Source organism: Candidatus Binatia bacterium, assembly GCA_029248525.1.
Taxonomy (GTDB): domain Bacteria; phylum Desulfobacterota; class Binatia; order UBA12015; family UBA12015; genus UBA12015.
In genome coordinates this window covers 351,619-376,431 of sequence record JAQWJE010000008.1, presented here as the reverse complement: position 1 = coordinate 376,431, position 24,813 = coordinate 351,619, and the positions used below count along the sequence as shown (strand labels likewise).

19 protein-coding genes are annotated in these 24,813 nt (G+C 59.6%); 13 read left to right on the top strand and 6 right to left on the bottom strand.

The annotated features are described in order from the left end of the window. Window positions 1–33: 33 nt before the first annotated feature. On the top strand, window positions 34–654 hold the full coding sequence (locus P8K07_02365) for a heme-binding protein (GenBank protein MDG1957367.1): 621 nt from the start codon (window positions 34–36) through the stop codon (window positions 652–654). An 88-nt stretch (window positions 655–742) separates the two neighbouring features. Here P8K07_02365 and P8K07_02360 read toward each other — a convergent pair whose 3' ends face one another. Continuing rightward, window positions 743–2,308, bottom strand: a complete 1,566-nt coding sequence (locus tag P8K07_02360) for an NAD(P)/FAD-dependent oxidoreductase (protein MDG1957366.1) — start codon at window positions 2,306–2,308, stop codon at window positions 743–745. Between the two features lie 100 nt (window positions 2,309–2,408). After that, window positions 2,409–3,284, bottom strand: a complete 876-nt coding sequence (locus tag P8K07_02355; protein ID MDG1957365.1) for an SDR family oxidoreductase — start codon at window positions 3,282–3,284, stop codon at window positions 2,409–2,411. A 308-nt stretch (window positions 3,285–3,592) separates the two neighbouring features. On the opposite strand from P8K07_02355, the gene topA reads away from it, so the two are divergent. Further along, window positions 3,593–6,319 (top strand): type I DNA topoisomerase, encoded by a 2,727-nt coding sequence (gene topA, locus P8K07_02350; protein ID MDG1957364.1) that lies wholly within the window; start codon window positions 3,593–3,595, stop codon window positions 6,317–6,319. Window positions 6,320–6,327: 8 nt separating this feature from the next. Here topA and msrA read toward each other — a convergent pair whose 3' ends face one another. Next, a complete protein-coding gene (msrA, locus tag P8K07_02345) occupies window positions 6,328–6,975 on the bottom strand; it encodes a peptide-methionine (S)-S-oxide reductase MsrA (GenBank protein ID MDG1957363.1) in 648 nt (215 codons plus the stop codon). Window positions 6,976–7,324: 349 nt separating this feature from the next. Here msrA and P8K07_02340 point away from each other — a divergent pair, with 349 nt between their 5' ends. From P8K07_02340 to P8K07_02310, 7 genes are all read left to right on the top strand, one after another. Then, complete coding sequence (locus P8K07_02340; protein ID MDG1957362.1) at window positions 7,325–8,470, top strand: alcohol dehydrogenase catalytic domain-containing protein; 1,146 nt, start codon at window positions 7,325–7,327, stop codon at window positions 8,468–8,470. Further along, a complete protein-coding gene (locus P8K07_02335) occupies window positions 8,467–9,642 on the top strand; it encodes a mandelate racemase/muconate lactonizing enzyme family protein (GenBank protein MDG1957361.1) in 1,176 nt (391 codons plus the stop codon). The genes P8K07_02340 and P8K07_02335 overlap by 4 nt, the downstream gene beginning before the upstream one ends. 39 nt (window positions 9,643–9,681) lie before the next feature. After that, the gene (locus P8K07_02330; GenBank protein ID MDG1957360.1) at window positions 9,682–10,650 is read left to right on the top strand and encodes an NAD(P)-dependent oxidoreductase; all 969 of its coding nucleotides are present in this window, start codon (window positions 9,682–9,684) and stop codon (window positions 10,648–10,650) included. Continuing rightward, window positions 10,647–12,065, top strand: coding sequence for an aldehyde dehydrogenase family protein (locus P8K07_02325; GenBank protein ID MDG1957359.1), 1,419 nt, complete (start codon window positions 10,647–10,649; stop codon window positions 12,063–12,065). Before P8K07_02330 ends, P8K07_02325 begins: the two co-directional genes overlap by 4 nt. A 75-nt stretch (window positions 12,066–12,140) precedes the next feature. After that, window positions 12,141–13,178: an aldo/keto reductase gene (locus P8K07_02320; protein MDG1957358.1), complete on the top strand. Its 1,038-nt coding sequence runs from the start codon at window positions 12,141–12,143 to the stop codon at window positions 13,176–13,178. A gap of 31 nt (window positions 13,179–13,209) precedes the next feature. Continuing rightward, the gene (locus tag P8K07_02315) at window positions 13,210–13,833 is read left to right on the top strand and encodes a pyridoxamine 5'-phosphate oxidase family protein (protein MDG1957357.1); all 624 of its coding nucleotides are present in this window, start codon (window positions 13,210–13,212) and stop codon (window positions 13,831–13,833) included. A gap of 17 nt (window positions 13,834–13,850) precedes the next feature. Then, window positions 13,851–14,294, top strand: coding sequence for a nuclear transport factor 2 family protein (locus P8K07_02310; GenBank protein MDG1957356.1), 444 nt, complete (start codon window positions 13,851–13,853; stop codon window positions 14,292–14,294). Between the two features lie 45 nt (window positions 14,295–14,339). On the opposite strand, the gene P8K07_02305 is transcribed toward P8K07_02310, so the two are convergent. From P8K07_02305 to P8K07_02295, 3 genes are all read right to left on the bottom strand, one after another. Beyond that, window positions 14,340–16,133, bottom strand: a complete 1,794-nt coding sequence (locus tag P8K07_02305) for a HAMP domain-containing sensor histidine kinase (GenBank protein MDG1957355.1) — start codon at window positions 16,131–16,133, stop codon at window positions 14,340–14,342. A 70-nt stretch (window positions 16,134–16,203) separates the two neighbouring features. Further along, window positions 16,204–18,336, bottom strand: coding sequence for a CocE/NonD family hydrolase (locus P8K07_02300; protein MDG1957354.1), 2,133 nt, complete (start codon window positions 18,334–18,336; stop codon window positions 16,204–16,206). Window positions 18,337–18,442: 106 nt separating this feature from the next. After that, the gene (locus P8K07_02295; protein ID MDG1957353.1) at window positions 18,443–20,251 is read right to left on the bottom strand and encodes a pectin acetylesterase-family hydrolase; all 1,809 of its coding nucleotides are present in this window, start codon (window positions 20,249–20,251) and stop codon (window positions 18,443–18,445) included. Window positions 20,252–20,554: 303 nt separating this feature from the next. Between P8K07_02295 and P8K07_02290 the strand changes: the two genes are divergently transcribed. From P8K07_02290 to P8K07_02275, 4 genes are all read left to right on the top strand, one after another. Beyond that, a complete protein-coding gene (locus tag P8K07_02290; protein ID MDG1957352.1) occupies window positions 20,555–21,094 on the top strand; it encodes a hypothetical protein in 540 nt (179 codons plus the stop codon). Between the two features lie 65 nt (window positions 21,095–21,159). Then, window positions 21,160–22,017 (top strand): alpha/beta hydrolase, encoded by an 858-nt coding sequence (locus P8K07_02285; GenBank protein ID MDG1957351.1) that lies wholly within the window; start codon window positions 21,160–21,162, stop codon window positions 22,015–22,017. After that, a complete protein-coding gene (locus P8K07_02280; protein ID MDG1957350.1) occupies window positions 22,014–22,487 on the top strand; it encodes a thioesterase family protein in 474 nt (157 codons plus the stop codon). The genes P8K07_02285 and P8K07_02280 overlap by 4 nt, the downstream gene beginning before the upstream one ends. 78 nt (window positions 22,488–22,565) lie before the next feature. After that, a complete protein-coding gene (locus P8K07_02275) occupies window positions 22,566–24,809 on the top strand; it encodes a molybdopterin-dependent oxidoreductase (GenBank protein ID MDG1957349.1) in 2,244 nt (747 codons plus the stop codon). The last annotated feature ends 4 nt before the right edge of the window (window positions 24,810–24,813 follow it).

Genomic DNA, 24,813 nt, shown 5'->3' with positions numbered 1-24,813 from the left:
ACGGAATATGCTAAGATTGCATCTGGAGGCCCCATGAAAAAAACAATCGCAGCAATCTGCAGCAGTCTGACTCTGGCCGCATGCTCATTGGTCGGCGTTCGAACCTCGCCCGAACCGCCTCATGAGGTGCTCAAAAGCGACGGCAGAATCGAGCTCCGGCAATACCAGCCGCAACTGATCGCCGAGACTTTCGTCGAAAAAGATTATGATCAGGCTGGCAGCGCAGGCTTTCGCCGGCTCGCGGGCTACATTTTCGGTGCCAACCGCGAAAAAGAACAGATCGCGATGACGGCCCCGGTCCTCCAGGAAGAGCGTTCCCGCAGCATCGCGATGACAGCGCCGGTCCTTCAGGAAGAGACCGAGAAAGGTTGGTGGATGGCCTTTATCCTGCCCGAAGAGATTACTCTCGCCAATGCGCCCGAACCAACCAACCCCGACGTCACCCTGCGCGAACTACCCGCCAAACGGCAGGTCAGTCTGCAGTATAGCGGCCTGAACTCACCAGAGCAGATGGAACGGCACGCAAAAGAGCTCTCCACGTGGATCGACAAGGAGGGCCTGCGCCCCCTCACCAAAGCGAAGATGGCCAGCTACGATCCGCCATGGACCCTCTGGTTCCTGCGCCGCAACGAGGTTCAGGTCGAAGTCGAATAGCAGGCATCAACTCCTCCTCAGCCAGAGCTTCGGCTTATGGGTCCAATACCATCGACCCGGCTGGACGCGTGGATGGACGCGAGTCCCGTCAGGAACTTGCCGGAGAGGCCTGCTGCGTTGCCGGCACCACCAGGGTTTCCGCAGCCGGCAGACGGGCGGTTTCCAATTCCAGCCGCATCCAGAGCAGGAGCCCGCGTGCGACGTGCGGGAACCCACCGAGCCCCGGTCCGAAAGAGCGGGAGATCAGATCACGGCGGCGCAAATTGTTCTTGCCGTAGGTTCCGGCCTGTAGACGCTTCCGCGCGATGCGCTCCAAACGGCGATTGTAGAAGGTCATGAACTTGGCCACGCCCGCGCCTATTTTTCCGGCGTAAGGCATATTCGCAAATTCCTCGTCCGGGAGTCGGTAGACGAGTTGGACGGGTCCGATAAAATAACAACCGATGTCCAGCAAGAAGGCCGCACGCATCAGGTCGGCATCTCCCATATATTGATATTTATTCTCGTAGACCGCATGAAACCAGCGGTCATAGGACTCCTGAAACTGCTGGTTGTGGCGGCAGAGATCCCCACTCTCCAGGTTGCCATCAAGCGCCTGGCTGAGGAGTTTATGCGTTGCGAAAACTCCGTGTGCGCAATAGTCGAGACCCTGCGAATACAGAGGATCCATGAAGCCAGCCGCATCACCTACGGATGCCCACCCCTCGCCGCAGACCTCGGTGGTGCGGTAAGCGAGATTCTTCAGGCTCCTCGCGTCCCCCTCCACAGGCACTGCGTCCTCGAACATCAGACGCCCGATCGGGTGACCAAGCAAAGTCTTCCGGACCCGTTCGGCAACGTCGGAGGCTTCCGGCGGCTCGAACAATCTCTCATCCCAGGTCACACCGGCCGAGACATCTCCATTGGCGAGCGGAATCACCCAACTCCACCAGCCATGACCCATAAGATGGTTCGTGGCGCTGCCCCGCCCGACCAGAGCCTTCTCGCGAAGAAACGGCGCCGCTCGAAAGACTTCCTCGGAATCGAGACTTCGGACATTCTGAAAGCGCACCCACATCGAATGCACGGGGTGCTCGGTTGTCGGCTCGAGAGTTCCGCGTTGTCGAGCAACCAGAGACACTCTGCCGGAACAGTCGGCAATCCACCCCGCACGCACCGTGATCACTTCGCCATCCTTGCGGTAGCACACAGTGTTCCCGGCAGATCCGCCAAGGTCAAAGTCCAGTACCTTGGATTCGCGAACAACCTCGCAACCTTCGGTCGCGGCCAGGTCGAGCAGATGCTGGTCCAATTGGCTTCGGTCGAGTTGGTAGGTGGGCAGCCGCGTTTGACTCAGAGGTCCCAGCTCGGAGCAGGAGGCAGGGTCTTGATTGTCAGCCTCGTTGAACCAAAGTCGGAGGCCGTGTTTCTGAAAATGCTCTCGGCCAAGATAATTCGAAAGGCCGAGTATCCGCGTCAGAAAGCATCCTGCGACTTCCGACGTGGATTCGCCTACCCGGCGGGCAAACTCGGCCGACTTCTCGAGGACGAGAATTCGTGCGTTCGGGTGGCTTCGCCGCAGCAGCAACGCAAGTGTGCTGCCCGAAAACGAACCTCCCAGAACGACGATATCGTAATCCTGATCTCGGCCCGTTCCAGTATCGAAATCATCCATTACCTGCAGAATGTAAGCGATTTATCCGCCTACGCAAGCCGAGAGCGGAAGACAGCCGCGAAGAGTCCGACGATCAGGATGACCGCCGGACTCCCGGAGATCAAAAAACGAGCTTGGGAACCGTGGCCGCTTCCGGCCAATCTGCCATCGATTCTCTAATCTTCGTACCAATTTCCTCGGCACTCCAGGGATCACCAGCGCGATCGGCGATCTTGAATCCTGCAGGATACAAAAGGGTTACCCGATTCCCGCTGATCACGAATTGCCGTCCGGTGATATCGGCCGCGTCCTCGGAGCACAGCCATGCGATCGCCGGCGAAACCTTCTCGGGCGCAAAATGCTCCTCGGAACCCTCGGGGAAGAGGTCCGCAGTCATCCGCGAGTAGGCGTTGGGTGCCAGAACGTTCACCGTGATCCCTGCCTTGGCTCCCTCGATCGCCAGACAACGCATGAAACCGGCGATTCCAGCCTTGGCTGCGCCGTAGTTGGTCTGGCCGAAGTTGCCGATCAGACCCGAGGTCGAGCTGGTCATGATGATCCGCCCCTTGGTGCCCGACTCGAGCATATGCTGGTAGGCCGCTCGCGTCGGTTGGTAGGTTCCCTTGAGATGAACCGCCACAACCGGATCCCAGAGCTCTTCCGTCATCTTCTTGAAGGATTTATCCCTCAGGATGCCGGCGTTATTGATGAGAATATCCAGTCGCCCAAAGCTCTGCACTGCAGTCGCGACCATCGAGTCGGCATCCTCTGCCAGCGTCACATTGCCATGATTCGCCACGGCCTTGCCGCCGGCAGCCTCGATTTCGGCGACGACCTGATCGGCCATCGTGCCGCCCGCACCCGTCCCGTCGACAGAGCCACCAAGATCGTTGACCACAATCGACGCGCCCTCTTTCGCCAGCGCCAGCGCGTGTGCGCGGCCCAGGCCGCCACCGGCACCGGTGATAATTGCTACTTTGCCGTCAAGAATTCCCATATTTCATTTACTCCGATCGCGGCGTCATTGCCGCACAGGACCGTGCTATGTGGACCTCAACCCGTCAAGTCGGGGCTGACCGTTCCCGGCGGCCCCAAAACACCCGCCCATGAAAGTGGCCAAACAGCCAAAACGCTCCCGGTCGCAGGCGGAATCACCTGTGGAGCGAGCCCGGCCCGGGCGGCCAGAGAGTGCAAAATTTTGCCGGCAATTTTGACACCCCGCGGTTGCAGCGCTTGCAACTGGAGGCAAACTAACCGTATACGGCCCCGAAAGCGGTCCTGTAAGAAACCGCGACCGGAAGGAATATGCCCAAACGACTCGTCATTGTAGAATCACCCACGAAAGCCAAGACTATCGAGAAGTATCTCGGTAAGGACTACGTGGTACTTGCCAGCGTCGGCCACATCCGAGATTTGCCCAGCAAGGCGAGTCAGGTGCCCGCCGACAAGAAAAAGCAACAGATCGTGACGGGAATCGAGGAGGGATTTCAGGCCATTTACGTTCTCGATGAGGGGAAAAAGGCCACCATGCGAGAAATTGCCCGCGAGTTGAAAAACGCCGACGAGCTTTATCTCGCCACTGACGCCGACCGTGAGGGGGAGGCAATTTCCTGGCATCTGCTCGAGGTTCTGAAGCCGAAAAAAAGCGTACCCGTGAAGCGACTACGGCTGGGACAGATCACCAAAAGCGCACTGCTGAAAGCAATCGAGGCCCCCGAGGAACTCGATACGCAGTTGGTCGAGGCGCAGGAAACGCGCCGGCTGGTGGACCGCCTCTACGGCTATCCGGTCTCCAATCTGTTATGGCGCAAAGTCGCACAAGGTCTCTCGGCCGGTCGCGTGCAGACGGTGGCTATCCGTCTTCTGGTCGACCGCGAAAAGGAACGTCTGATCTTCGTCAGCGCCTCCTTTTGGGATCTGGATGCAATTTTCCGGACACCGCAGGGGGAAACCTTCGAGTCGAAACTCCTTCGCCTCGGAGGTCAGGCAATCGCACAAAGCAAGGATTTCGGCGACGACGGCAAGCTGAGGTCCGATGCCGGCAACCTTCGCGTTCTCGACGTCGATGCCACTACCGAGCTCGAGAAACGACTTTCGGCGGCGAGCTTTCAGGTGTCTTCGCTCGAAGAGAAACCGTACTCACGAAAGCCGCCCGTTCCATTCATCACCAGTGGACTGCAGCAGGAGGCCAGTAATCGGCTGGGTTTCTCGCCCGCACGCACCATGCGCTCGGCCAATGCTCTCTTCCAAAAGGGGTTCATCACGTACGTACGAACCGACAACTACCTCCTCGCGCCAGAAGCCATGCAGGCAATCGGGAACGTCATCGCAGAAAAATTCGGCAAGGAAGAGCACGCTCCGCGAAACTTCGGGTCGATGTCAGGTGATGCCGGCGGCGAACATGAGCCGATCCGACCTGCCGATTTCACAGCCCCCGAGGTGGTAGGGCGTCAGGTCGGCGAGGATGAGAGCCGCCTCTACGATCTGATCTGGAAACGCACGATCGCTACCCAAATGAAGCCGGCCACCGGGAGAACAGTTATTCTGGAGGTGCAGGAAGACCATGCCAGCCCCGCGCTCTATCAAGCTCGTGGCACGGTCATCGACAAGCCGGGATTCCTGCGTGTCGATCCGGCCGGCACCAAGGAGACGATCCTGCCCGGCGTCGCGGTCGGAGACACGGTCACCACAGAGGAACTGAAGCCCGAGGAACACAATACCCAGCCGACTGGCCGATACACCGAAGCCGGCCTGATCAAGGAACTCGAAAAACGAGGGATCGGACGGCCCAGTACCTACGCGTCGATCATCGATAGAATCCAGCAAGCCGCCTATTCCTTCCGCCGCAACAAGGCGCTGGTACCGACTTGGACAGCATTCGCCGTCGTCCGACTGATGGAAGACCATTTCGCGAGCATGGTGGAATACAGCTTCACCAAAAAAATGGAGGACGACCTCGACGAGATCGCGCGAGGCAATCAGAATCCCCAAAAGTATCTGCAGAACTTCTGGTCAGAACAAGGAGGCAAGGGACTATCGGGCCTGATCGAAGCCGGCATGGAGAATATCGACCCGGCACAGATCTGTCGATTCCCCCTCCCCTTCGCGGGCGACACGCAATGGACCTATCGTGATGAACCGATCGCCCTGAGAGTCGGCCGTTACGGACCTTACCTCGAGGCCGGAGAGATTCGCGGAAATATTCCCACCGAGTTGCCACCCGACGAGCTTTCCGAACAGGTCGCAACCGAAATTCTTGATGCCGGGGCACGCAAGGACGAGCCTCTGGGTTATTGCGACAAGACCGGCCAGCCTCTTTTCCTGAAGAGCGGACGGTTCGGCCCTTACGTCCAGCGCGGCAGCACCGATTCGGAGGAAAAACCGGAATTCGCATCCCTTCTGAAGGAGATGAAGCCGGAAGACGTGAACGCTGAAGTCGCGCTCCAGCTTCTGACGCTGAAAGCAGGACGTCCCTGCGGCAATAGTCTCGAGGGCGAGGAGATCCTCCTCTACAACGGGAAATTCGGACTCTACCTGCGAGCCGGCAAGGAAAGCCGCAGCCTTGAACCAGGCGATGACCCCTTCCTCGTCGATGAGGCCAGAGCACGCTTCCTGCTCGCGCAGCCGCGAAAAAAGGGCCGGGGTGTCGCGAAGCCGCCGATCCAGACTTTCGAGAATGTGTTTGAACTCGAGGGAGCGACCATCCAGATCAAGGACGGTCGGTTCGGCCCCTATGCGACTGATGGCGAAACCAATGCCACACTCGCAAAGGATATGGACCCCGCCAAGATCAGTTCTTCCGAGGCAGCCCAGCGGATTCTGGACAAACGCGAGCGAGACGCGAACAATCCGAAAAAGAAAAAGGGGCGCAAGACGGCCGCCAGGAAAAAGACGGCGAAGAAAAAATCTGCCAGCAAGAAGGTCAGCGAAAAAAAGAGCACCACGAAGAAGAGCGCAGCCAAGAAAAAAGCAGCCAGCAAAAAAGCGGTCGCCAAGAAGAAGGACGTCGACTCGGAAACTCCACCTTTCTGACGGGACGACTACTTCGCGGCCGGGTCGCCCCAGAGTTCAGCGAGCCGCTGGTCTCGGCCGCAATTGAACCGGTAGTATTTATAACGCAAGGGGTTCTTCAGGTAGTAGTCTTGATGGTACTCCTCCGCCGGGTAAAACTTGGTCGCCATTTCGATCTCGGTAAAAACGGGTTTACGAAGGGTGCTGGCGGCCTTTGCCTTTCCACTCTCTGCGAGTTTCTTCTCGGTGCTGTCCGACACGAAAATTGCGGAGCGATATTGTGAACCCCGATCGCAAAACTGCCGATTCTTGACGGTCGGATCAATCGATCGCCAAAAAACTTCAAGCAATTTCTCATACGAGACACGACTGGGGTCGTAGACCACCTCGATCGCCTCGGTATGCCCCGTCGCGCCCCGGGAAACTTGCTCGTAGGTTGGATCGAGTTCAGGGCCACCCGTGTAGCCCGACCGCACATCGATCACGCCTTCGACCTTTTCAAAGTCCGCCTCGGAGCACCAAAAACACCCCCCCGCGAACACGGCTCGCGATTCCGCCGACGGAACCTCCACCTCTTTCTTGGGAGGAGCCAGCGCTTCCGGAGCCACGGCCTCTCGCACTCCGACGGGTTGCGTCTCGGCTACGGTCCCCCAGCCCGTGAGGAGCAATCCGGACAAAAGCAAAAGCCCCGCGGAACCCCACCGTTTTGCGCTTCGCCGCGAGGATCTTGGTGATTGTTTCTTCACGTGCATCGAGCACCCTGCTTTCTTCCGCCTGTGACATGAGACGAACCCTGTTGCATCCTATTCAAAGCCTCTCGCGGCGCAAGCATGCAACCTTTGGGATTCCTGAGCGATTTCGGTAAGGATCCTGGGTGTCCGCCGAAGCGAATCCATATCCGCCCTCGCCCTCGTGGATCCCGACGCAACCGCGGGACCGCAGCAGGACAAGCCCGCGGCGATCGGTAAATTGTGCAGTGCCCCCCAATCAGGAACGTGGCTGTGCCCGGAGGCGATGAGGATCACGATGGCACCAGAAACTCAAAACATTCAGGCCGCGATCTGCCGCGAATTCGGCAAACCGCTCTCGCTGGAAACAGTCTCCCTGGCACCACCGGGAGCGGACGATATTCTTGTACGCATAGAAGCCTGCGCGATCTGCCATAGCGACATTTCTTTCATCGACGGGGAATGGGGTGGCACCCTCCCCTCGATCTGGGGGCACGAGGCCGCGGGAACCATCGAGTCTGTGGGGAGCAACGTGCCGCACCTGCAATGCGGGGATCGCGTCGTGGTTACGCTTGTGCGTTCCTGTGGCAATTGTCATTACTGCGATCGCGAGGCACACGTTGCGTGTGAGAGCGAGTTCGCGCTCGACCAATCGTCGCCACTTACCGATGCTGCGGGCCAAGTTCTGGGGCATGGTCTGCGCACCGGGGCTTTTGCGGAAAAGGTGGTCGTGCATGCCTCGCAAGTGGTCCCGATCCCGGCAGATCTCCCCGCCGCTGCGGCAAGCTTGCTGGCTTGTGGCGTTCTCACGGGATGGGGTGCTGTCACCCAGACCGCAAAGATGCCGTCGGGTGCCAGCGCTTTGGTCATCGGCCTCGGTGGTGTCGGACTCAATACCTTGCAGGCGATCCGGCACGTCGGGGGTTCGCCCGCGATGGTCATCGACCCCAGCCCCGCCAAGCGCTCGACCGCCATGAAGTTCGGGGCCACCGCCGCCTCCGACATCGACCAGGCTGCTGCTCGGGCAATGGTGCAAGCCGCAACCGCCGGACGTGGTGCCGAATACGTCTTTGTCACCGCAGGCGCTCCCGGCGCCTTCCAGCAGGGTCTTTCCCTGCTGGCCCCGACCGGAACGCTGGTCATTGTCGGCATGCCGGCCAACGGCGTTGAGGCTTCGATCAGTCCGGGGAATATCGCGGCCGCCGGTCAAAAGATCCTGGGCTCCAAGATGGGCTCGACCGTAATTGCGAGAGACGTCCCACCGCTCGTCGAGGCTTATCGAGAGGGCAGACTCAAACTGGACGAACTCGTTTCCGGGCGATACCCCCTCGCCCAGATCAATGCCGCCATTGAGGACGTCAAAAGCGGCAATGCGATACGCAACGTCATCATCTTTGAACCAACGGCCACAGCCTCAAACGACCAGGGAGAAATCGACCCGTGAAGATTGTCGAACTGAAGACATGGGTGGTCGGAAACCCTCCGCCACATTTTGGCGGTCGCTATTTCATCTTCCTCCAAATCACCACGGACACCGGCCTACAGGGTCTCGGCGAGGTCTACGCTGCAACTTTCGGACCTGAGACCATCGTGCGAATGATCGAGGACGTCTTTGCTCGGCGCGTCCTTGATCGGGACCCCTTCCAGATCGAGAAGCTATGGCGAGATATCTACAGTTCCGGATACAGCCAGCGACCGGACCCCTCCCTGATAGGCGTCCTCAGCGGAATCGAGATGGCCTGCTGGGATATCGTGGGTAAAGAATTGGGCCGGCCGGTCTATGATCTACTCGGTGGCCGCGTTCGGGAGCGGCTGCGCAGCTATACCTACATCTATCCGGATGCGGGCGAAGGTGCCGAATTCTATCAGGACCCCGACCGCTCGGCCGTCAAAGCTCTGGAGTATGTCGATGCGGGATTCACCGCGCTCAAGTTCGACCCGGCGGGCCCCTACACCATATGGGATGGACGTCAGCCTGAGCTGGACGCGATCGATCGCTCGGTGGAATTCCTGCGCAAGATTCGCGAGAAGGTGGGGACTCGTGCGGATCTTCTCTTCGGCACTCACGGACAGTTCACCCCGTCCGGAGCTATCCGGCTCGCACGCCAGCTCGAGCCCTGGGATCCACTCTGGTTCGAGGAACCCACGCCACCCGAAAATCCCGACGGCATGGCCCAGGTTGCACGTCAGACCTCCATCCCCATCGCCACCGGCGAAAGACTGACAACGAAATATGAGTTCGCTCGAGTCTTGCAGGCGGGCGCTGCTTCGATTCTCCAAATGGCTCTCGGGCGGGTTGGCGGTATTCTTGAGGGCAAGAAGATCGCTTCAATGGCCGAGACCTATCACGCACAGATAGCGCCCCACCTCTATTGTGGACCGGTCGCCGGGGCCGCCGGAATTCAGCTCGCGACCTGCACACCCAACTTTCTGGTGCTCGAAGGCATCGAGCGCTGGGATGGCTTTCACGCCGAAATCCTGAAGACACCAATCCAGTGGGAGGAAGGATATGTGATCCCACCCACCGCACCGGGCCTTGGCATCGAGATCGACGAAGATGTAGCTGCCGCCCACCCGTACACCGGCGACGCCCTGCACCTCGAGATGGCTGATTAGAAACAACGGAACCCGGAACGGAACTCGGAGAGAATCAACATGGACATCGGATTTATCGGCCTCGGCAATGTCGGCGCCAAACTGGCGGGCAGTCTGCTTCGGAACGGATTTGGACTGACCGTCCGCGACCTCGACCGCGACCAAGCCCAGCCTTTGCTCGACGCTGGAGCGGATTGGGCCGAAAGCGCGCGAGAACTCGCCGCCAAGGTCGACGTGATCATTACCTGCCTACCCTCTCCCCAGGTCTCTGCGGCCGTCATGGAGGAACCCGACGGTGTGCTGGCCGGCATGCAGCCAGGAAGTATCTGGCTCGAAATGAGTACGACAGACGAAGCCGAGGTGCGGCGCCTTGCCGAAGCCGTTCGCGCCCGTGGGGCGACCCCGATGGACTGCCCGGTCTCCGGAGGCTGCCATCGCGCGGCCACCGGCAATATCGCTATTTTTGCCGGAGGCGAACGCAGCGCCTTTGAGAGAGTCCTCCCAGCCCTCACCGCAATGGGGCGGCGTATCTTGCACACGGGAGAACTGGGTTCGGCGTCGATTTTAAAAGTCGTCACAAACTATCTCGCTTCCGTGAACCTCGTATCACTCGGGGAAGCACTGACCGTCGCGCGAAAATCCGGCATGGATATGGCGACCACCTACGAAGCGATTCGGATCTCCTCCGGAAACTCTTTTGTCCACGAGACGGAGAGTCAGGTCATCTTGAACGGCAGCTATAATATCAACTTCACCATGGACCTCGTTCTGAAGGATCTGTCGCTTTTTGAGAACGTCGCCTCCCGCGCTGAAGTACCGCTGGAGATTTCGCCTCGGGTTATGGAAATATTCCGCGACGGCCAAGCTCGCTTTGGCGCACGCGCCTGGTCGTCCATGATCGTCAGGCGCCTCGAAGAAGCTTGCAAAACAGACCTGAGAGCGCCCGGATTCCCGGAGGAAATGACGGACGACGAACCCGAGGAACCGGGCTACGAAGTAAAACTCAAAGGAAGTCAGAGACAGCCATGAACACAGATAAATTCTATATCGACGGCACGTGGGTCACGCCGCATAGTCAATCGGAACTCGACGTCATCAACCCGGCCACCGAGGGTGTCATCACTCGAATCACACTCGGAGACGACGAGGATATCGACAAGGCGGTGCGCGCTGCTCGACGAGCTTTCGACAGCTTCAGCGCGACCAGCAAAGAAGACCGTATCGCACTGCTGGGACGAATCATCGAGACTTACAAGACCCGCATGGAGGATTTCTCGGATGCCATCGTGAAAGAGATGGGCGCACCGCAAGCTCTCGCCACCGAGTCGCAGACCCCTTCGGGTCTCGGACACTTCGAGGAAACTCTTCGGGTGCTGCAAGACTACAACTTCGAAGAGACGATTGGCAGCGCACAGATCTACCGCGAACCTGCAGGCGTTTGTGCCTTGATCACGCCATGGAATTGGCCGTTGAATCAGATTGCGTGCAAGGTGGCGCCGGCGCTGGCTGCGGGGTGTACCATGGTACTCAAGCCATCCGAAGTCGCCCCGTTGGACGCGCTGATCTTCGCCGAAGTCCTGCACGATGCGGGTGTACCCCCGGGGGTTTTCAATCTGGTCAACGGAAACGGACCAATCGCCGGTGCGGCGATGGCCCGGCATCCCGAAGTCGATATGGTCTCGTTTACCGGGTCCACGCGCGCCGGGGTCGACGTCGCTATCAACGCGGCGCCCACCGTCAAGCGTGTCGCACAGGAACTCGGAGGAAAATCGGCGAATATCATCCTTTCCGATGCCAACTTCGAAGAAGCCATCACCAGAGATATGGTCGGCATGTGTTCCAACTCGGGTCAGTCCTGCAACGCGCCTACGCGTATGCTCGTACCGAACGACAGGATGGTCGAGGCCGCTCGAATCGCGAAAACCGCCGCCGAATCGGTGGTCGTCGGCGACCCCCTTGCGCCCGGCACCCAGATCGGTCCTGTGGTCTCGGATGTCCAATGGGGACGGATCCAGAACCTGATCGAAGCCGGCATTGCCGAAGGCGCTACGCTCGAGACCGGAGGGCCGGGGCGCCCCGCCGGTTTGCCCACCGGGTACTATGTGCGCCCCACCGTGTTCTCTCATGTCTCAAACGATATGCGGATCGCCCGTGAGGAAGTCTTCGGGCCCGTACTCGTCCTGATCGGCTACGAAGACGACGAGGAAGCAGTAGCCATTGCCAACGACACTCCCTACGGCCTCTCCGGTTATATCTCCGGAGGAGACTCCCAGCGGGCGCTGCGGCTCGCAAAGCGCATTCGTAGCGGCAATGTCCACGTAAATGGGGCCAGCTTGGGCTACGATGCTCCGTTTGGGGGTTACGGACAGTCCGGCAACGGGCGCGAGGCCGGTCGATTCGGCCTCGAGGAATTCCTCGAGACCAAGGCTATTGTTGGCGCCTGAAGATCTTGGCTTTCCACCGCGCCACGAAACCGCTAGAAAACCAAAAGGTCCTTAAACCATAACGAGGTCATTACGATGCCTGTCTTTGAGAAAGCATTTCCCACAAGTCGACGACGTACGCTGCAACTTCTGGCCCTTCTCGGGCTGGGCGGCGGAGAACTGGCCCGCTCGACCGGCGCACTTGCGGAATCAGCAGCAAAGGCCGAGGATCTATGGCCCAAAATGACCTACCGAAAACTGGGTAAAACCGACTTCGAGGGGAGCCGATTGGTATTCGGTTGCGGGGCGGCGCTGATGTTCTTCGACAAGGAAGACCTTCTCCAATCCGCGTACGATCATGGCGTCAACGTCTTCGATGTCGGTACGAGTGCGTATTACCGGAATGCGGAGAGCAATCTGGCCTCCTTCGCCAAGCGCCATCGCGAGAAGATTTTTCTGATCTCCAAGGGGCTCGTAGGCATCGATGTCCAGCCAGGCGATGCCCTGACCCCGGCCCAGTGTCAGACGGCCGCAAAGAACTGGACGAAGGCCATGAACCAGAGCCTTGCCGACCTCGGCACCGAGCATGTCAATGCATACTACATCATGGCCGGAAACAATGTTTCGCTCATTCGAAGTGACGAAATGCGGCAGGCCTTCGAGACCGCCAAGAGCGCCGGCAAAGTCGATCATTGGGGCGTAAGCACCCATCAGAATGCAAAAGCTGTTCTCGAGGCTGCGGCGGAAACCGGCGCGTATTCCCTGGCGCAAATCGCCGTAACGCCAGCTGGCTGGTACGATTGGAGCACCAAGGCTGTCCTGCCCGGATCGCCACCGATGGATGCGCTGCAACCGACCTTCGACAAGGCACGCGCTGCCGGAATCGGTCTGATCGGGATGAAGGCTGCTCGCCATATGGCTGGCAAGTGGATGGGCTTTGGCCCCGACAAACCTGCGGCCTTCGATAATTACTATGGCAAGAAACTGATGGCAGCACCCTTCTCCGGCTTCCAGCGCAGTTACGCCTATGTGCTCGCACACGGCCTCGATGCCGTAAATGCAGATAGCCAGTCCATGGAGCATCTACGCGAGAACTTCGTCGCCGCAGCTACATCCGAGAATTACTTCACCTGAGCGCTGCGCACGGCCTCCGGAAACTTTCGCATTGGAATCCACGCCAACGCCTTTTCGAACGGGCTCTCTCGAGGAGCGCCTCACTGAGAGCTGGGATCTTCTTCAGGTCGCTGTCGACGATCCGGGCCATGAACTGCATCTACCTTCGATAGCGACCATTGACGCCGACGGGCATCCACGGAGCCGCACGGTTGTCCTCCGGGGCTTCGACCGGGAACGTTTGGCCCTGCGCATCCACACGGACCTTCGCAGTCCCAAGTGCCGTGACATCGAAAGCTCACCCGTCGCCAGTTGGCATTTCTATGATCGAAGCTGCAAGTTGCAGCTTCGGCTTAGGACCACTGCAACCATCCACACCGACAGTCCCGCAGCGAATGACGCTTGGGCCAGTGCGACCGCGACAAGCCGACGCGCCTATCTCGCGCCTCACCAACCGTCGTCACCTCTGGAACAATGGCACCCCAATATCCCCGACGAGTACCAGCGCACGGTCCCCCCTATTGCCGCCACGGAGGCTGGCCGCCCGAACTTCGCTCTGATCATCTGCGAGATTCAGGAACTCGACAGACTGGACCTCGGCTACGATGGGCACCGCCGAAGCCGGTGGCGTTGGAGGGAAGGCGAGTTCCACTCCAGTGAATGGCTGGCCGCCTGATCCCGAAAGGATCCACGATGAGCCCCGACAAGAATAAGGATCTGGTGCTGCTTTTCTGGCACACCGTCTATGAGACGCGTGAGTACGACCGCGTCGGAGAATTCTTCCATGACGAGGGGCGATACGAGGATGTGCCGATACCCGACGGCACCGGCATCGGTCCGGACGGGATCACCTACAAACTGCGCCTCGGCCACGAACCTGTCGAGGCATTCGATCACGAAATCCACCGGATCGTCGCCGAGGGAGATACCGTGATGACCGAACACACCGAGACGTGGAAGTTTCATACCGGAGAAATCATCCCGCTACCCTTTGTCTCGATTCACGTCGTGCGAGACACCCGATTCATACTCTGGCGAGACTATTCCAATATGGCGACAGTACTCGAAAACGCTCCGCAATGGTGGCTGGAGCACATCACGAAGGCCGACACTACAAAATTTCAGCCCAACAACTGAACCCCGTGTTCCTCGGTCCAGCCTTCCTCCTCGGTCCAAATTTTCTTATGGGTCCGCGTCTTCGGAAAGCACCAGAGGTAATTCGACAGAGAACTGCGAGCCGGTCCCCAACTCGGAGGTGACCGTAACCTCACCGTTGAGAGACTGTACCAGCCTGCGCACGATATAGAGCCCGAGGCCCAGCCCTCCGGGGTCGCCCCGCTCTCCTTGCCGGAACGCCCGAAAAAGTTCGGGCAGCACGTCGGGTGCAATGCCCCGGCCGGTGTCGCGAACCCGAAAAGTGATCGTGTCCGCCAATATTTCAACCTGTAAGGAGATGGCGCCCTCGTGGGTGAACTTCCTCGCATTGTCGAGCAAATTGCCCAAAATGATCCGCAACTTTACCGCATCCGTTCGAATTCTGGGCAATTCCGCAGGAAAACCTCCGACAATACGCACATTCTTCCCACGAGCCTGCAGGTTGGCCTCCTCGAGACTCTGCTCGAGAAGCGCACGCAGGTCGACATCATCGCGACGAATGACCACCGCGCCCGATTCGTCCTGGCGACTCAACTCGAGGGCTTCGTTCACCAGGCGCAGTTGGTTGCTCGCGTTCCACTTGACCTTTTCCTGAAGCTCGCGCGCTTCCACCTCCGAGACGGGGAGGTCCTGATCCAGCAGCATTTCCATATAGCCAAGTATAATGTTGAGCGGCGTGCGCAGTTCGTGGCTGAGACTCGCGAGGAAGTTTTGTTGCCAAACTTGCGTTGCCTCCAATTCTCCAAGCAACCTTCGCTGCTCCAGAGACGCGGACAGCAGGGGAGCCATTCCTTGTGCGATCGTCCGTTCCCGCTCGCCAAACGGACCCGCAGAGGCATCCCGCCACGCCGTAAGGACGACCCCGGCATCATCGGAGTTTCGCAGACGAATCAATAAGACAGAGAGTTCAGCATCATCTTCGCCTCCCCGACCCAGCCGGTTCCGGGGCACACGAATCTCGGCCACCTCGCCCCGGTATCGAGGCTCAATCAGTCCATCGAGGGATCGGTCCATCGGTACGCCTTGCAAACTTGCCCAATCTCTATCGGGAAGCCCGAATTGCGCCACCGGCAACGCAATACGACCATTGTCCTCCACGCGAGTCTCGATGGCGAGGACCCAGCGACAACCCAATTGGCGCGACAGAGTTTCGCAGAAAAAAGTCATCAAATCGCCCTGACCAAGCCCCCCGACAACAGAAGAGCTACCGGATAAGAGAATATCCGTGATCTCTCGCTGCTCGCGCTCGCGACGACGAGCGACTCGCTCGCTATCTTCAACCTGCGCGCGACGACGATTGAGGAGGTCGGCCATCAGCACCGAACAAGCCGCCCCGCTCCACACCGCCAGAAGCCCCAACGAGGGTCTCGGCTCCATCAATATTTGCTGGGCTGAAATCGCGCCAACCGCGACCAGCGCGACAATCAGCTGCGAACCTCGTGGCCACGGCACAATGCCCGCCGACGCGAACAGGATCGCGATCGCGAGAATCTGTGTCGTCTCGGTCTCCTGCGAAATATAGCCGGAGAGCGCGGTCATCGCGAGAACCGTCGAGACCAGGAGCATGCCGAGGAAATTCATCTCCGGCATTCGGGCCCCATTGCGGAGTCGGTAGCGAACCCAGAAAATCTCTAAAATCTGGACCAGCTTGCAGGCCCAGATCGCCAGCAGGTTCGAGGAGACAAGCAACAGATCTGCCCCAGCAAAGATAAGGTTCGAAAACAGGATGACTGTCGAACCGATCAGCAAACGGGAGCGAAAATTCTCGGCACGCGAAAGTGGAGAATGTGGCAGCGATTCTTCTGCCGGCGCGGAACTCATGGCCGAATCTTAACGAGACTTTGCGCGGTAAGCGACAGGCCGCGCCGCAGTCCTCCCGAATTCCGAAGAATCAGCCACCATTCGCTACTATTTGGCTCGGCCGCGACGGCTGACCGCGCAGGGAGTTCGCTGGAAAGCTCGCGGGTGGGACATCAATTTTGCGAATCCAGGGCAAAACAATACGCGAGGCATGTCGGCGTGTCCGAGCGATCTCGTTAAAGACCAAACCGCCTGTCTCCGGAGTGTCGAAAGCCCAGCGCGTTCGGTCGCCGCCCGGCGCGGAGATGCTGATCCGAATCCGAGAGCCTGCACGAACGACATGGGCAAAGGGCAACGTAGCCACGCGTACGAGATCAAATTCGCCCGAGGGGAGCGGCTCTGCGTCCGATTCGAGATGGGTCGGTGCCGGATCCAGCGATGTGCGACGCCTTCGATCCGAGAAACGATGGCTTGCACGCAAGAAACCGCTTTGGATGTAGACCTCCATGCCGTCGGAACGAATCTCACTCAAGGTCACCTGGAGGTCGGTATCCGGAGCACTCGAGCGCAGCCAAAGATCGACACTCGCGGTGCCGGCCAGGACCATCGATTCGGAAAGCACCTCCGAGCGATAGGCAACGGCCGCGTCTACGGGGAGCGGCGTCCAGTTATAATTCGGCTGGATCCGCCAGGATGCCGATTGCCCCTGTCCGGGAATTGTCTGGGCAGGACGCAAGCTCGGATCCGGCCAATAACCATCAATCCCTCCGCCGGCACGCGTTGGTCGTCGGCGCTCGAGGCGACCTCCTTCTCCAAAATACAACCGCAACCGGCGAAGCTCGCGTGGCGGCCAGAAGGAGAAACCCGCCGAGAAGGTCGTGGCCGGCAACCCCGGCAAGGAGGTTCCGGCTCCGTTCTCGAACAGAACCTGAACACGCGGCAGCCGTTCGAACTCGCGCCTCGCAACCTCCCGGTCCGTGATCCCACCCCAGACATTCGCAGGCACTGGTGGCGTCGGAGCCCCACCCCCCATGAGTTGCGCTGCAAGGACGGGAATAAAAGGCGCGAAACGATCGGGGTCCGGGACGCGGTTCCCGACATAAAGGTCCAGGAAGGCTATCCAGGGCCACAACACTTCAGGCTCGAGCGCGGAGGAATGAACGCCGTTGAGGAGGAAGAACTTCACGTCCGGACGCCGGGGAAAATCGTCCAGCATGGAAGCGAAGCCGCTCCCCGTCTGCTCGTCGTACCAGGCACCTGCGAGAAAGACCGGGACATCGATCCCGGAAACCCAATTTCTCGGCGAGCGCGCATCCATCAGGGTCGGATCATAAAAAGGGTTCTCCTCGATCACCTGAATCGGGTCCTGAGTCTGCAAACGAAGTTTCTGGTTATTCAGACAATCGGTATCACCGTCTCGAACGCGCTTGCGCGCCCAGCCCTGCCCCCCACCGGGCGCCGGCTGTGCATCTCGCCCGCGATCTCGCAGCCAACTATTTGCAAACCCACGATTGAAGATGCCGCCCGGCAACCCCGGATGCCTGTATATATCGGACATCACGGAAAGCGGGAGGATCGCGCTGAGATGAGGCGGCTTCGCACCCGCAACAGAGAGTTGGCTGATCCCGGAAAACGAGATCCCGACCATGCCGACCCCCCCACCAGAAACCCAACTTTGTCGTCCAACGATTTCCACGATGTCGAAACCGTCGGCTGTCGTCGGCAGATCGAAAAGGTCGAAAACGCCGCCGGAGCAGCCAGAACCACGCATATTCACACCAACCGTGGCGTACCCCAACGCCGAGGCGAGGAGTGAGGTCGCCTCCAACTCATCGGGGTTCGCGGGGTCATAACCCGAATACTCGATAACCGTCGGAAAAGGACCATCGGCAAAAGAACGCCCCAGCGGGGGCCGCACCATGACCGAAAGCAACGTCCCGTCGCGCATTCGGACGTATTGGTATCCGTCGACGAGAGGTTGTTCGGCATAAAAGGAATTCGGAGGGACCTCATCGAACGCCCTCACCCGCACAGAGACTCCGTCACCGGCACTCTCCGACAAGCGCACCCGATACAAACGTCCTTGCACCAGCCCTCGAAAAACGAAGCTTCCTAATGCATCTACCGTTCCGGATTGGAGCGATATGCCATTTTCGTCTTCGAGAACAGCGGCTTCGCCCGTGACCGCATCCGCGATAGCGACAAATCCAATCCCTCCCTGCACCGAGTACGCGTGCGCTGACAGAGCAGGAAGGATCGGGTACGCCGCGAGCAGGAGGAGACAAAACCTTGCTGCGCTAAAAGCCTGCCGGCATCGCAACCGCATCGGTTCAGCCCGCCACATCACACGGATAGGGTGCGACTCCAGGCACAGCCTCAACGAAGTCCCCCTCGATCACCCGAGTCTGCAAATTGTCCGGATCGAAAATGGCCCGCTCAAACCAGTCACGCATGAGTACGCCGTCCACCGGTGCATTCCAGAGCTCCGGACGGATGGTGACCACGTGGATGCTCTCGGTGGACACGCCGGTGAGATACCAATGGATTCCGTTCAACTCGTAGGTATCGCAGACCGTCCGACGCATTGTATTCACCCAGAACGGTTCGCTCTCAAAAAACGCGTCGTTCTGTTGGGTCAAATCCCGCTCGTTGCTCACCATCAGAAGCTGCTGCTGCGGGGCCTTTTTCAAGCGCGGCGCCAAAGCCTCGGCAATCACCTCGCCCAAAGCGCATGCGCCCTCGAAGCAATATGACGGCAGGTAGGGAAGCGTCCCCCAGGCAGGAATTTTGACAATCCCGAAACCCTTGACTCCGAGAATCGGTTCTCCATTATCCAGCGCCAGTCCAGCATCAGCGAATCCGGTGGTGCGCTCCCAGAGAAGTTCGTCGGGCAAATACCAGTAGTTGTAGACGGTCCCGTAGCTACCCGCCGAGAAGCCGCCAAATAGAACAAGAACTTCGTCCGATCGATAACCGGCGCCTCCCTGACCATCCATCATCCCCCAGAGCACGTTTCGCACGCCTGCAAGAGATTCTCGCAGATTAATGCCCCCGTAACGCGGTAGAGAAAAATCACCCAGCCTCTCGACCACGCCGCCCCCGGCAAAGACGTCCTGATTGCAATATGGGAGATAGACATGCGTCCAATTGGCAAAGGCACTTTCATCGGGATCAATCGAAGCGATGCCGCTGCTGATCGGTGCATCATCCATGGCGGTAAAGAGGCCCGGGTTCTGCTCGAACCTGGCTTCGCAATCACCACCAATTCCGAGACAGACACCTCCACCCTGCAACCCGATCAGAAGACGATCCAGCGGGTATCCCTCGGGAGCCATTCGAACCCAGAAGGCATAGGGCGAACCATCCCCGCAAAGGGTTCCGGTTGTCTCAGGGTCGAGGACCACCTGAACATATTCACCGCGCGGCGCGGTGAAGTTCGCCGCGTCCGGGCCGCAGGATAGCCCGAGGCCTTCGGTCGAGGGCTGAGCTGAAGCCGTCACGCAGTCGGCCTGCGCTGCTGCTCGACTCATATAGACTTGCGGGTCAACAGCCACCAGAGAAGCAAGGTCCGGACATGCCGCGCTGGCTTCCGCGACAGCCTCGACCAGAAGCATGCCACGCTCCTCGTCCACCGCAGCTGTCGCGCAATCCTCGGCAGCCAGACATCCGTTCATCAAGTCCAGGGAAGCGCCGACCATTTCGACAGCCGTGCGATGTGCGGTGGAAAGACAGAGCCGATCCTCATCCGAAACCTTGGGCCAAACGGCACCCTGGGGTCCGCCATATGTGCGCCAGGCAATCGACGAAGCCTCAGACCTGCAGGTATTTTCCAGACGCGCGGCGAGAGCTTCCTGAGACAGGTTGAGGAATTCGCCATCGGTGCAGCTCTGCGCAACGGTTTCAGCCAGTGCCGCAAGCGGATCAGACAACCCCGCCGCGTCGTCCGCGCAAGGCAGCCCCGAGGACTCGTAGCAGGTCGCCACAGCCTCGCTGAACTCCGTGATACATGAACGTACGGCCGGGGCCACGGCGGCGGTGCAGTTCAAGGGAGCGGGATCGCTGCTGCCGGAACAGGATGCGAGTGCGAGACAGCCAAGCCCAAAGCTGAAACTGCGGAGAATCGGGAAAATTTTTGCCATTGGTAGAGACTACCACATAGAAAACCCGAGAGCGCGCGGGAAATACGCCAATTGCCCGATTCGGGACCGGAAAGGCTCACCTGATGCCCCAGAGGTTTCAAAAGCTGGTGATCACCTTCCCCCTCCAAAGTTCTCCAGCTAAAGATCAGCCATACCGAGGGCACCAAAGCCCACTAGTTGACGCATCGGGTCGCGAGGGTGGGCAACACCCCAACTTGCCAGCCGACCGTCGGCGCCGAGACAAATGCCAGGCAAAGTCTCATATAATTTCCCGTCAAACGGTAAACAGGGGTAGGAAACCATATGCGATATCTTCTGAAGTTTTTGACGGGTCTTCTCCCCGTGATCTTCTTTCCTCTTCTCATCGGAACGATTGCCGGCGCCGCAGAAACGGAGTCGCCGGCCGAACCTGCCGATTCCGCTCAGTCCGCCGCGCCGTCCGAGGAGATTCGGAAAAATTTCAAAAAAGCGGATGCCGACCAGGACGGGAACTTGTCCGCTCTGGAAGCCAAGGGCACGGGCTTTTTCCGCGGAGAATCCTTCGACGAGACAGACCAGGATGAAAACGGATACGTCACTCTGTTCGAGTTGGCCCAAGCCCTGACCCAGTCCACACAAAAGTGGATGAACGAACACGATGAACATGACGAAAACGATGACGGCCATGTGGACCGGCAGGAAGCCGAATTCGGGACACGTATCTACACTGTCTTCGATCGAGCCGACAAGGACAAGGACAACCGATTGAATTCGCAGGAGATGAAGGACTGGGCTGCCAGTTCCTACTACAGCGAATCGGCGTCGTATCCCCTCGTACCCAATATCGTCGACAAGAAGTTCTAAAAAACGGATTCGAGGCCTGATCTGCGCAGTTGCAGTCGGGCAACTGATCCAACTAGGATTCAAGCATGGCAGAACAACCTTCAGACCTCCGCCTGCACGGCCACCACGGGAACCCACTTCATGCCGACTGCTTCGGCCCTCCTGATGGCGCGCCGATCGTCTTTGTCCATGGCGGTGGCCAGACTCGACACTCCTGGCATGCCACTGCTCGAACACTCGCAGATCTGGGCTGGTTCTCGATTGCCCTTGACCAACGAGGCCATGGTGACAGCGCATGGGATACAGAAGGTCGCTACCACTACACGGACTTTGCCGGCGACCTCGAGGCTGTGGTCCAATCCCTCGATCAGAAACCTGTTTTGGTCGGAGCCTCTCTCGGCGGCATCGCGTGCCTGTTGGCCGAGGGCGGCCGGCCCCAACCTTTTGCCCGAGCCCTGATTCTGGTTGACATCGCGGCGCGAATGGATCCTGCCGGCGCTCAACGAATCATGGACTTCATGCTTGCGAACCCCGAGGGTTTCCCCGACCTCGATGCGGCGGCCGACGCTGTAGCTGCCTACAACCCGCACCGCCCGCGTCCGGCCAGCAATGAAGGCCTCGCCAAGAACCTTCGCCTTGGCGACGACGGCCGATGGCGCTGGCATTGGGACCCCCGTTTCATGAGCATCAAGGGCAGACCGCAGGATTCCGAGACGGTTCTCGATGATGCGGCCCGCGCGCTCACCCTACCGACCCTCCTGATTCGCGGTCAGAAGAGCGACCTTCTCACGATGGAGCAAGTCGAGCATTTTCTGGGCCTGGCGCCCCATGCCCAGTTCACCGACGTCGGCGGTGCCGGACATATGGTTGCCGGCGACCGAAATGACGTCTTCAGCGAGGCAGTCCTCCAGTTTCTGGACTCATTGTCGACGGAAGATTCATGAACGAGAGTGCGACAGAGAGCGCAGCGATACCGTGTGCCGAGGCGACCCTGCACCATCGCGTTCAATTCTTCGAAACCGATGCGATGGGCATCGTGCATCACGCGAACTACGTCCGCTATCTCGAGATGGCGCGGATCGAATGGATGGACATTCATGACCGCCCCTACAGCGAGTACGTTGCCATGGATCGACATTTCTCGACCACCCGCGTGGAGATTGACTACAAACGGGCTGCCCGATTCGACGACCGATTGGTGACTCGCGTCCGGCTTGCCTGGGTGCGCGGAGCTTCTCTTGGCATGTCCTACGAAATTCAATTGGACGGCGAGAACGTAGCGATCGCCGAAACCCGACACGCGATGGTCAATGGCGATGGTCGTCCCGTCCGCATCCCCAAGGAACGAAGGGACAGCCTTCAAGGCCTTCTCGCCGGCCCGCCCAAGGCCGGCGCGGGAGAAAAGCCTTCCTGACCAACCCGCCCGGTTTCGATTTCCCCTGGTCCGCGGCCAGACTGGACCCTGAGCCTTTCCCGCCCTACAACAACAATCATGAGCAATGGAGCGACAGACGTAATTTACCGGGACTGCACCTTATGCGAGGCGCATTGCGGGGTCCAAATCACCGTCGATCGGGGTGTCGGCAAGGTCGTGGACATCCGTGGAGACACCGAAGATCCCTTCAGCCGCGGGTATATCTGTCCGAAATCGACGGGACTTGTGGGCTTGTCCACCGATCCGGACCGCGTCCGTCATCCGTTGCAGAGGAAGGGAAAGGATTTTCAGGAAATTTCCTGGGAAGACGCTCTGGAAACGGTGGCCGAAAGATTGGGCGAGATTCGCACCGATCACGGGGCCAACGCGATCGCAACCTACCTCGGCAACCCGAATGCGCATGATTTTGGCTCCAACCTCTCCGTTCCCGCTCTCGTAAAGGCGATCGGAACCAAATGGCGCTTCTCGGCCACCAGTGTGGACCAATTACCCAAGATGTTTGCCAATCAGTTGTTGTTTGGCTCGCCGGGCAGTTTTGCCGTTCCCGATCTCGACCGCACCGACTTTTTCCTGATCCTTGGCGCCAACCCCCTGGTGTCCAATGGCAGCATCATGACCGCTCCGGATATGCGTGGTCGGCTGCGCGCTCTCCGCGAACGCGGGGGAACTCTCGTCGTCGTCGACCCCCGCCTGACAGAAAGCGCAGCCATCGCCGATCTTCACGTGCCGATCCAACCAGGCACGGATGCGCTCTTTCTATTCGCTCTGATTCACACGATCTTCGATGATCAACTAGCCGATACGGGCCCCTTGCAGCGGTCCGTTACCGGGCACGAATCGCTTCGGGAACTTGCCAGACCTTTCAGCCCCGAGAGCGTCGCCGAAGCAACCGGGATCGCCCCCGAAACGACCCGCAAACTCGCACACCAGTTCGCGAAGGCCCGCACGGCGGCCTGCTATGGGCGGCTGGGAATTTGCACTCAGGAATTCGGGACACTGGCCAGTTGGCTGATCGATGTTCTCAATATTCTGACCGGCAATCTCGACCGAGCCGGCGGTGTGATGTTCCCGCACCCGGCACACGCTCATGCGGGCCCGGCGCGGCGTTCCTCACGGATGCCCTATGACCGCTGGCGCAGCCGAGTTCGGGGCCTGCCCGAATTTGCCGGCGAGCTTCCGGTGGCGACTCTCGCCGAAGAAATCGACACCCCCGGGGAGGGGCGCGTGCGCGCTCTGGTGACAGTCGCGGGAAACCCCGTATCCTCGACGCCAAACGCACAACGACTCGACCGAGCGCTGGCCCAACTCGACTTCATGGTCTCGGTTGATCTCTACCTCAACGAGACCACCCGCCATGCTGATATCATCCTGCCGACCAGCGCTCCGCTCGAGCGAACAAATTATCCCCTCGCCTTCCACAATTTATCGATTCGCAATTTCGCCAAATGGGCGCCCGCCGTACTGGACGCACCGCCGGGAGTGAAGCATTTATACGAGATCGTCTGCGAAATCGGCGGGCGACTCAATGGGTCTGACGGACCCGCCATGGACGAAATGCTTCGCGCCGGAACCCTGGCGAGGATTGCAGGCCCCGGCTCCGCCAACCCCGAGATTTCGCAGGAGGAAGCACGACGCCAGCTTGGCGACCAGCCCGGACCCGAGTGGATCCTCGACGGGATGCTCCGCGCCGGGTCTCGAGGGAACCAGTTCGCTGGCGAGGGAATGACACTCGACAGACTTCGCGCGGCGAGCCATGGACTCGATCTCGGCCCCATGGAGCCGCGACTGGAAAGCCAGTTGGCGACAGCAGACGGACGGGTCCAGCTCGACCAACCGCTCATGCGTGAAGACGCCCGACGGCTGGAAGACCTGCTGCAACGAGAGCACCCCGAGCTTGTTCTGATCGGACGCCGCCACCTGCGCTCGAACAATTCCTGGATGCATAATTTGAAAAATCTGGCCAAAGGCCCCAACCGCTGTACCCTCCTTATACACCCCAGAGATGCCGAGGCCCGAGGTCTCGTCTCGGGACAATTCGCCGAGATCAGCTCCGCCGCAGGCTCCGTCCGAGCCGAGGTCGAAATCTCCGACGAACTTCGCGTCGGGGTTGTGAGCCTCCCGCACGGGTACGGGACACCTGCAACGCGACCCCATATGTCGGTCGCCGGACACCTGCAGCCCGGGGCCAACTCCAACGACCTGACGGACGAAAACGCCGTCGATAAAACCTCGGGAAATGCGATTCTCAACGGCATTCCAGTAGGTATTCAGGCAGTCGCCGATTCGCGACCCAACCTTTAGAAAG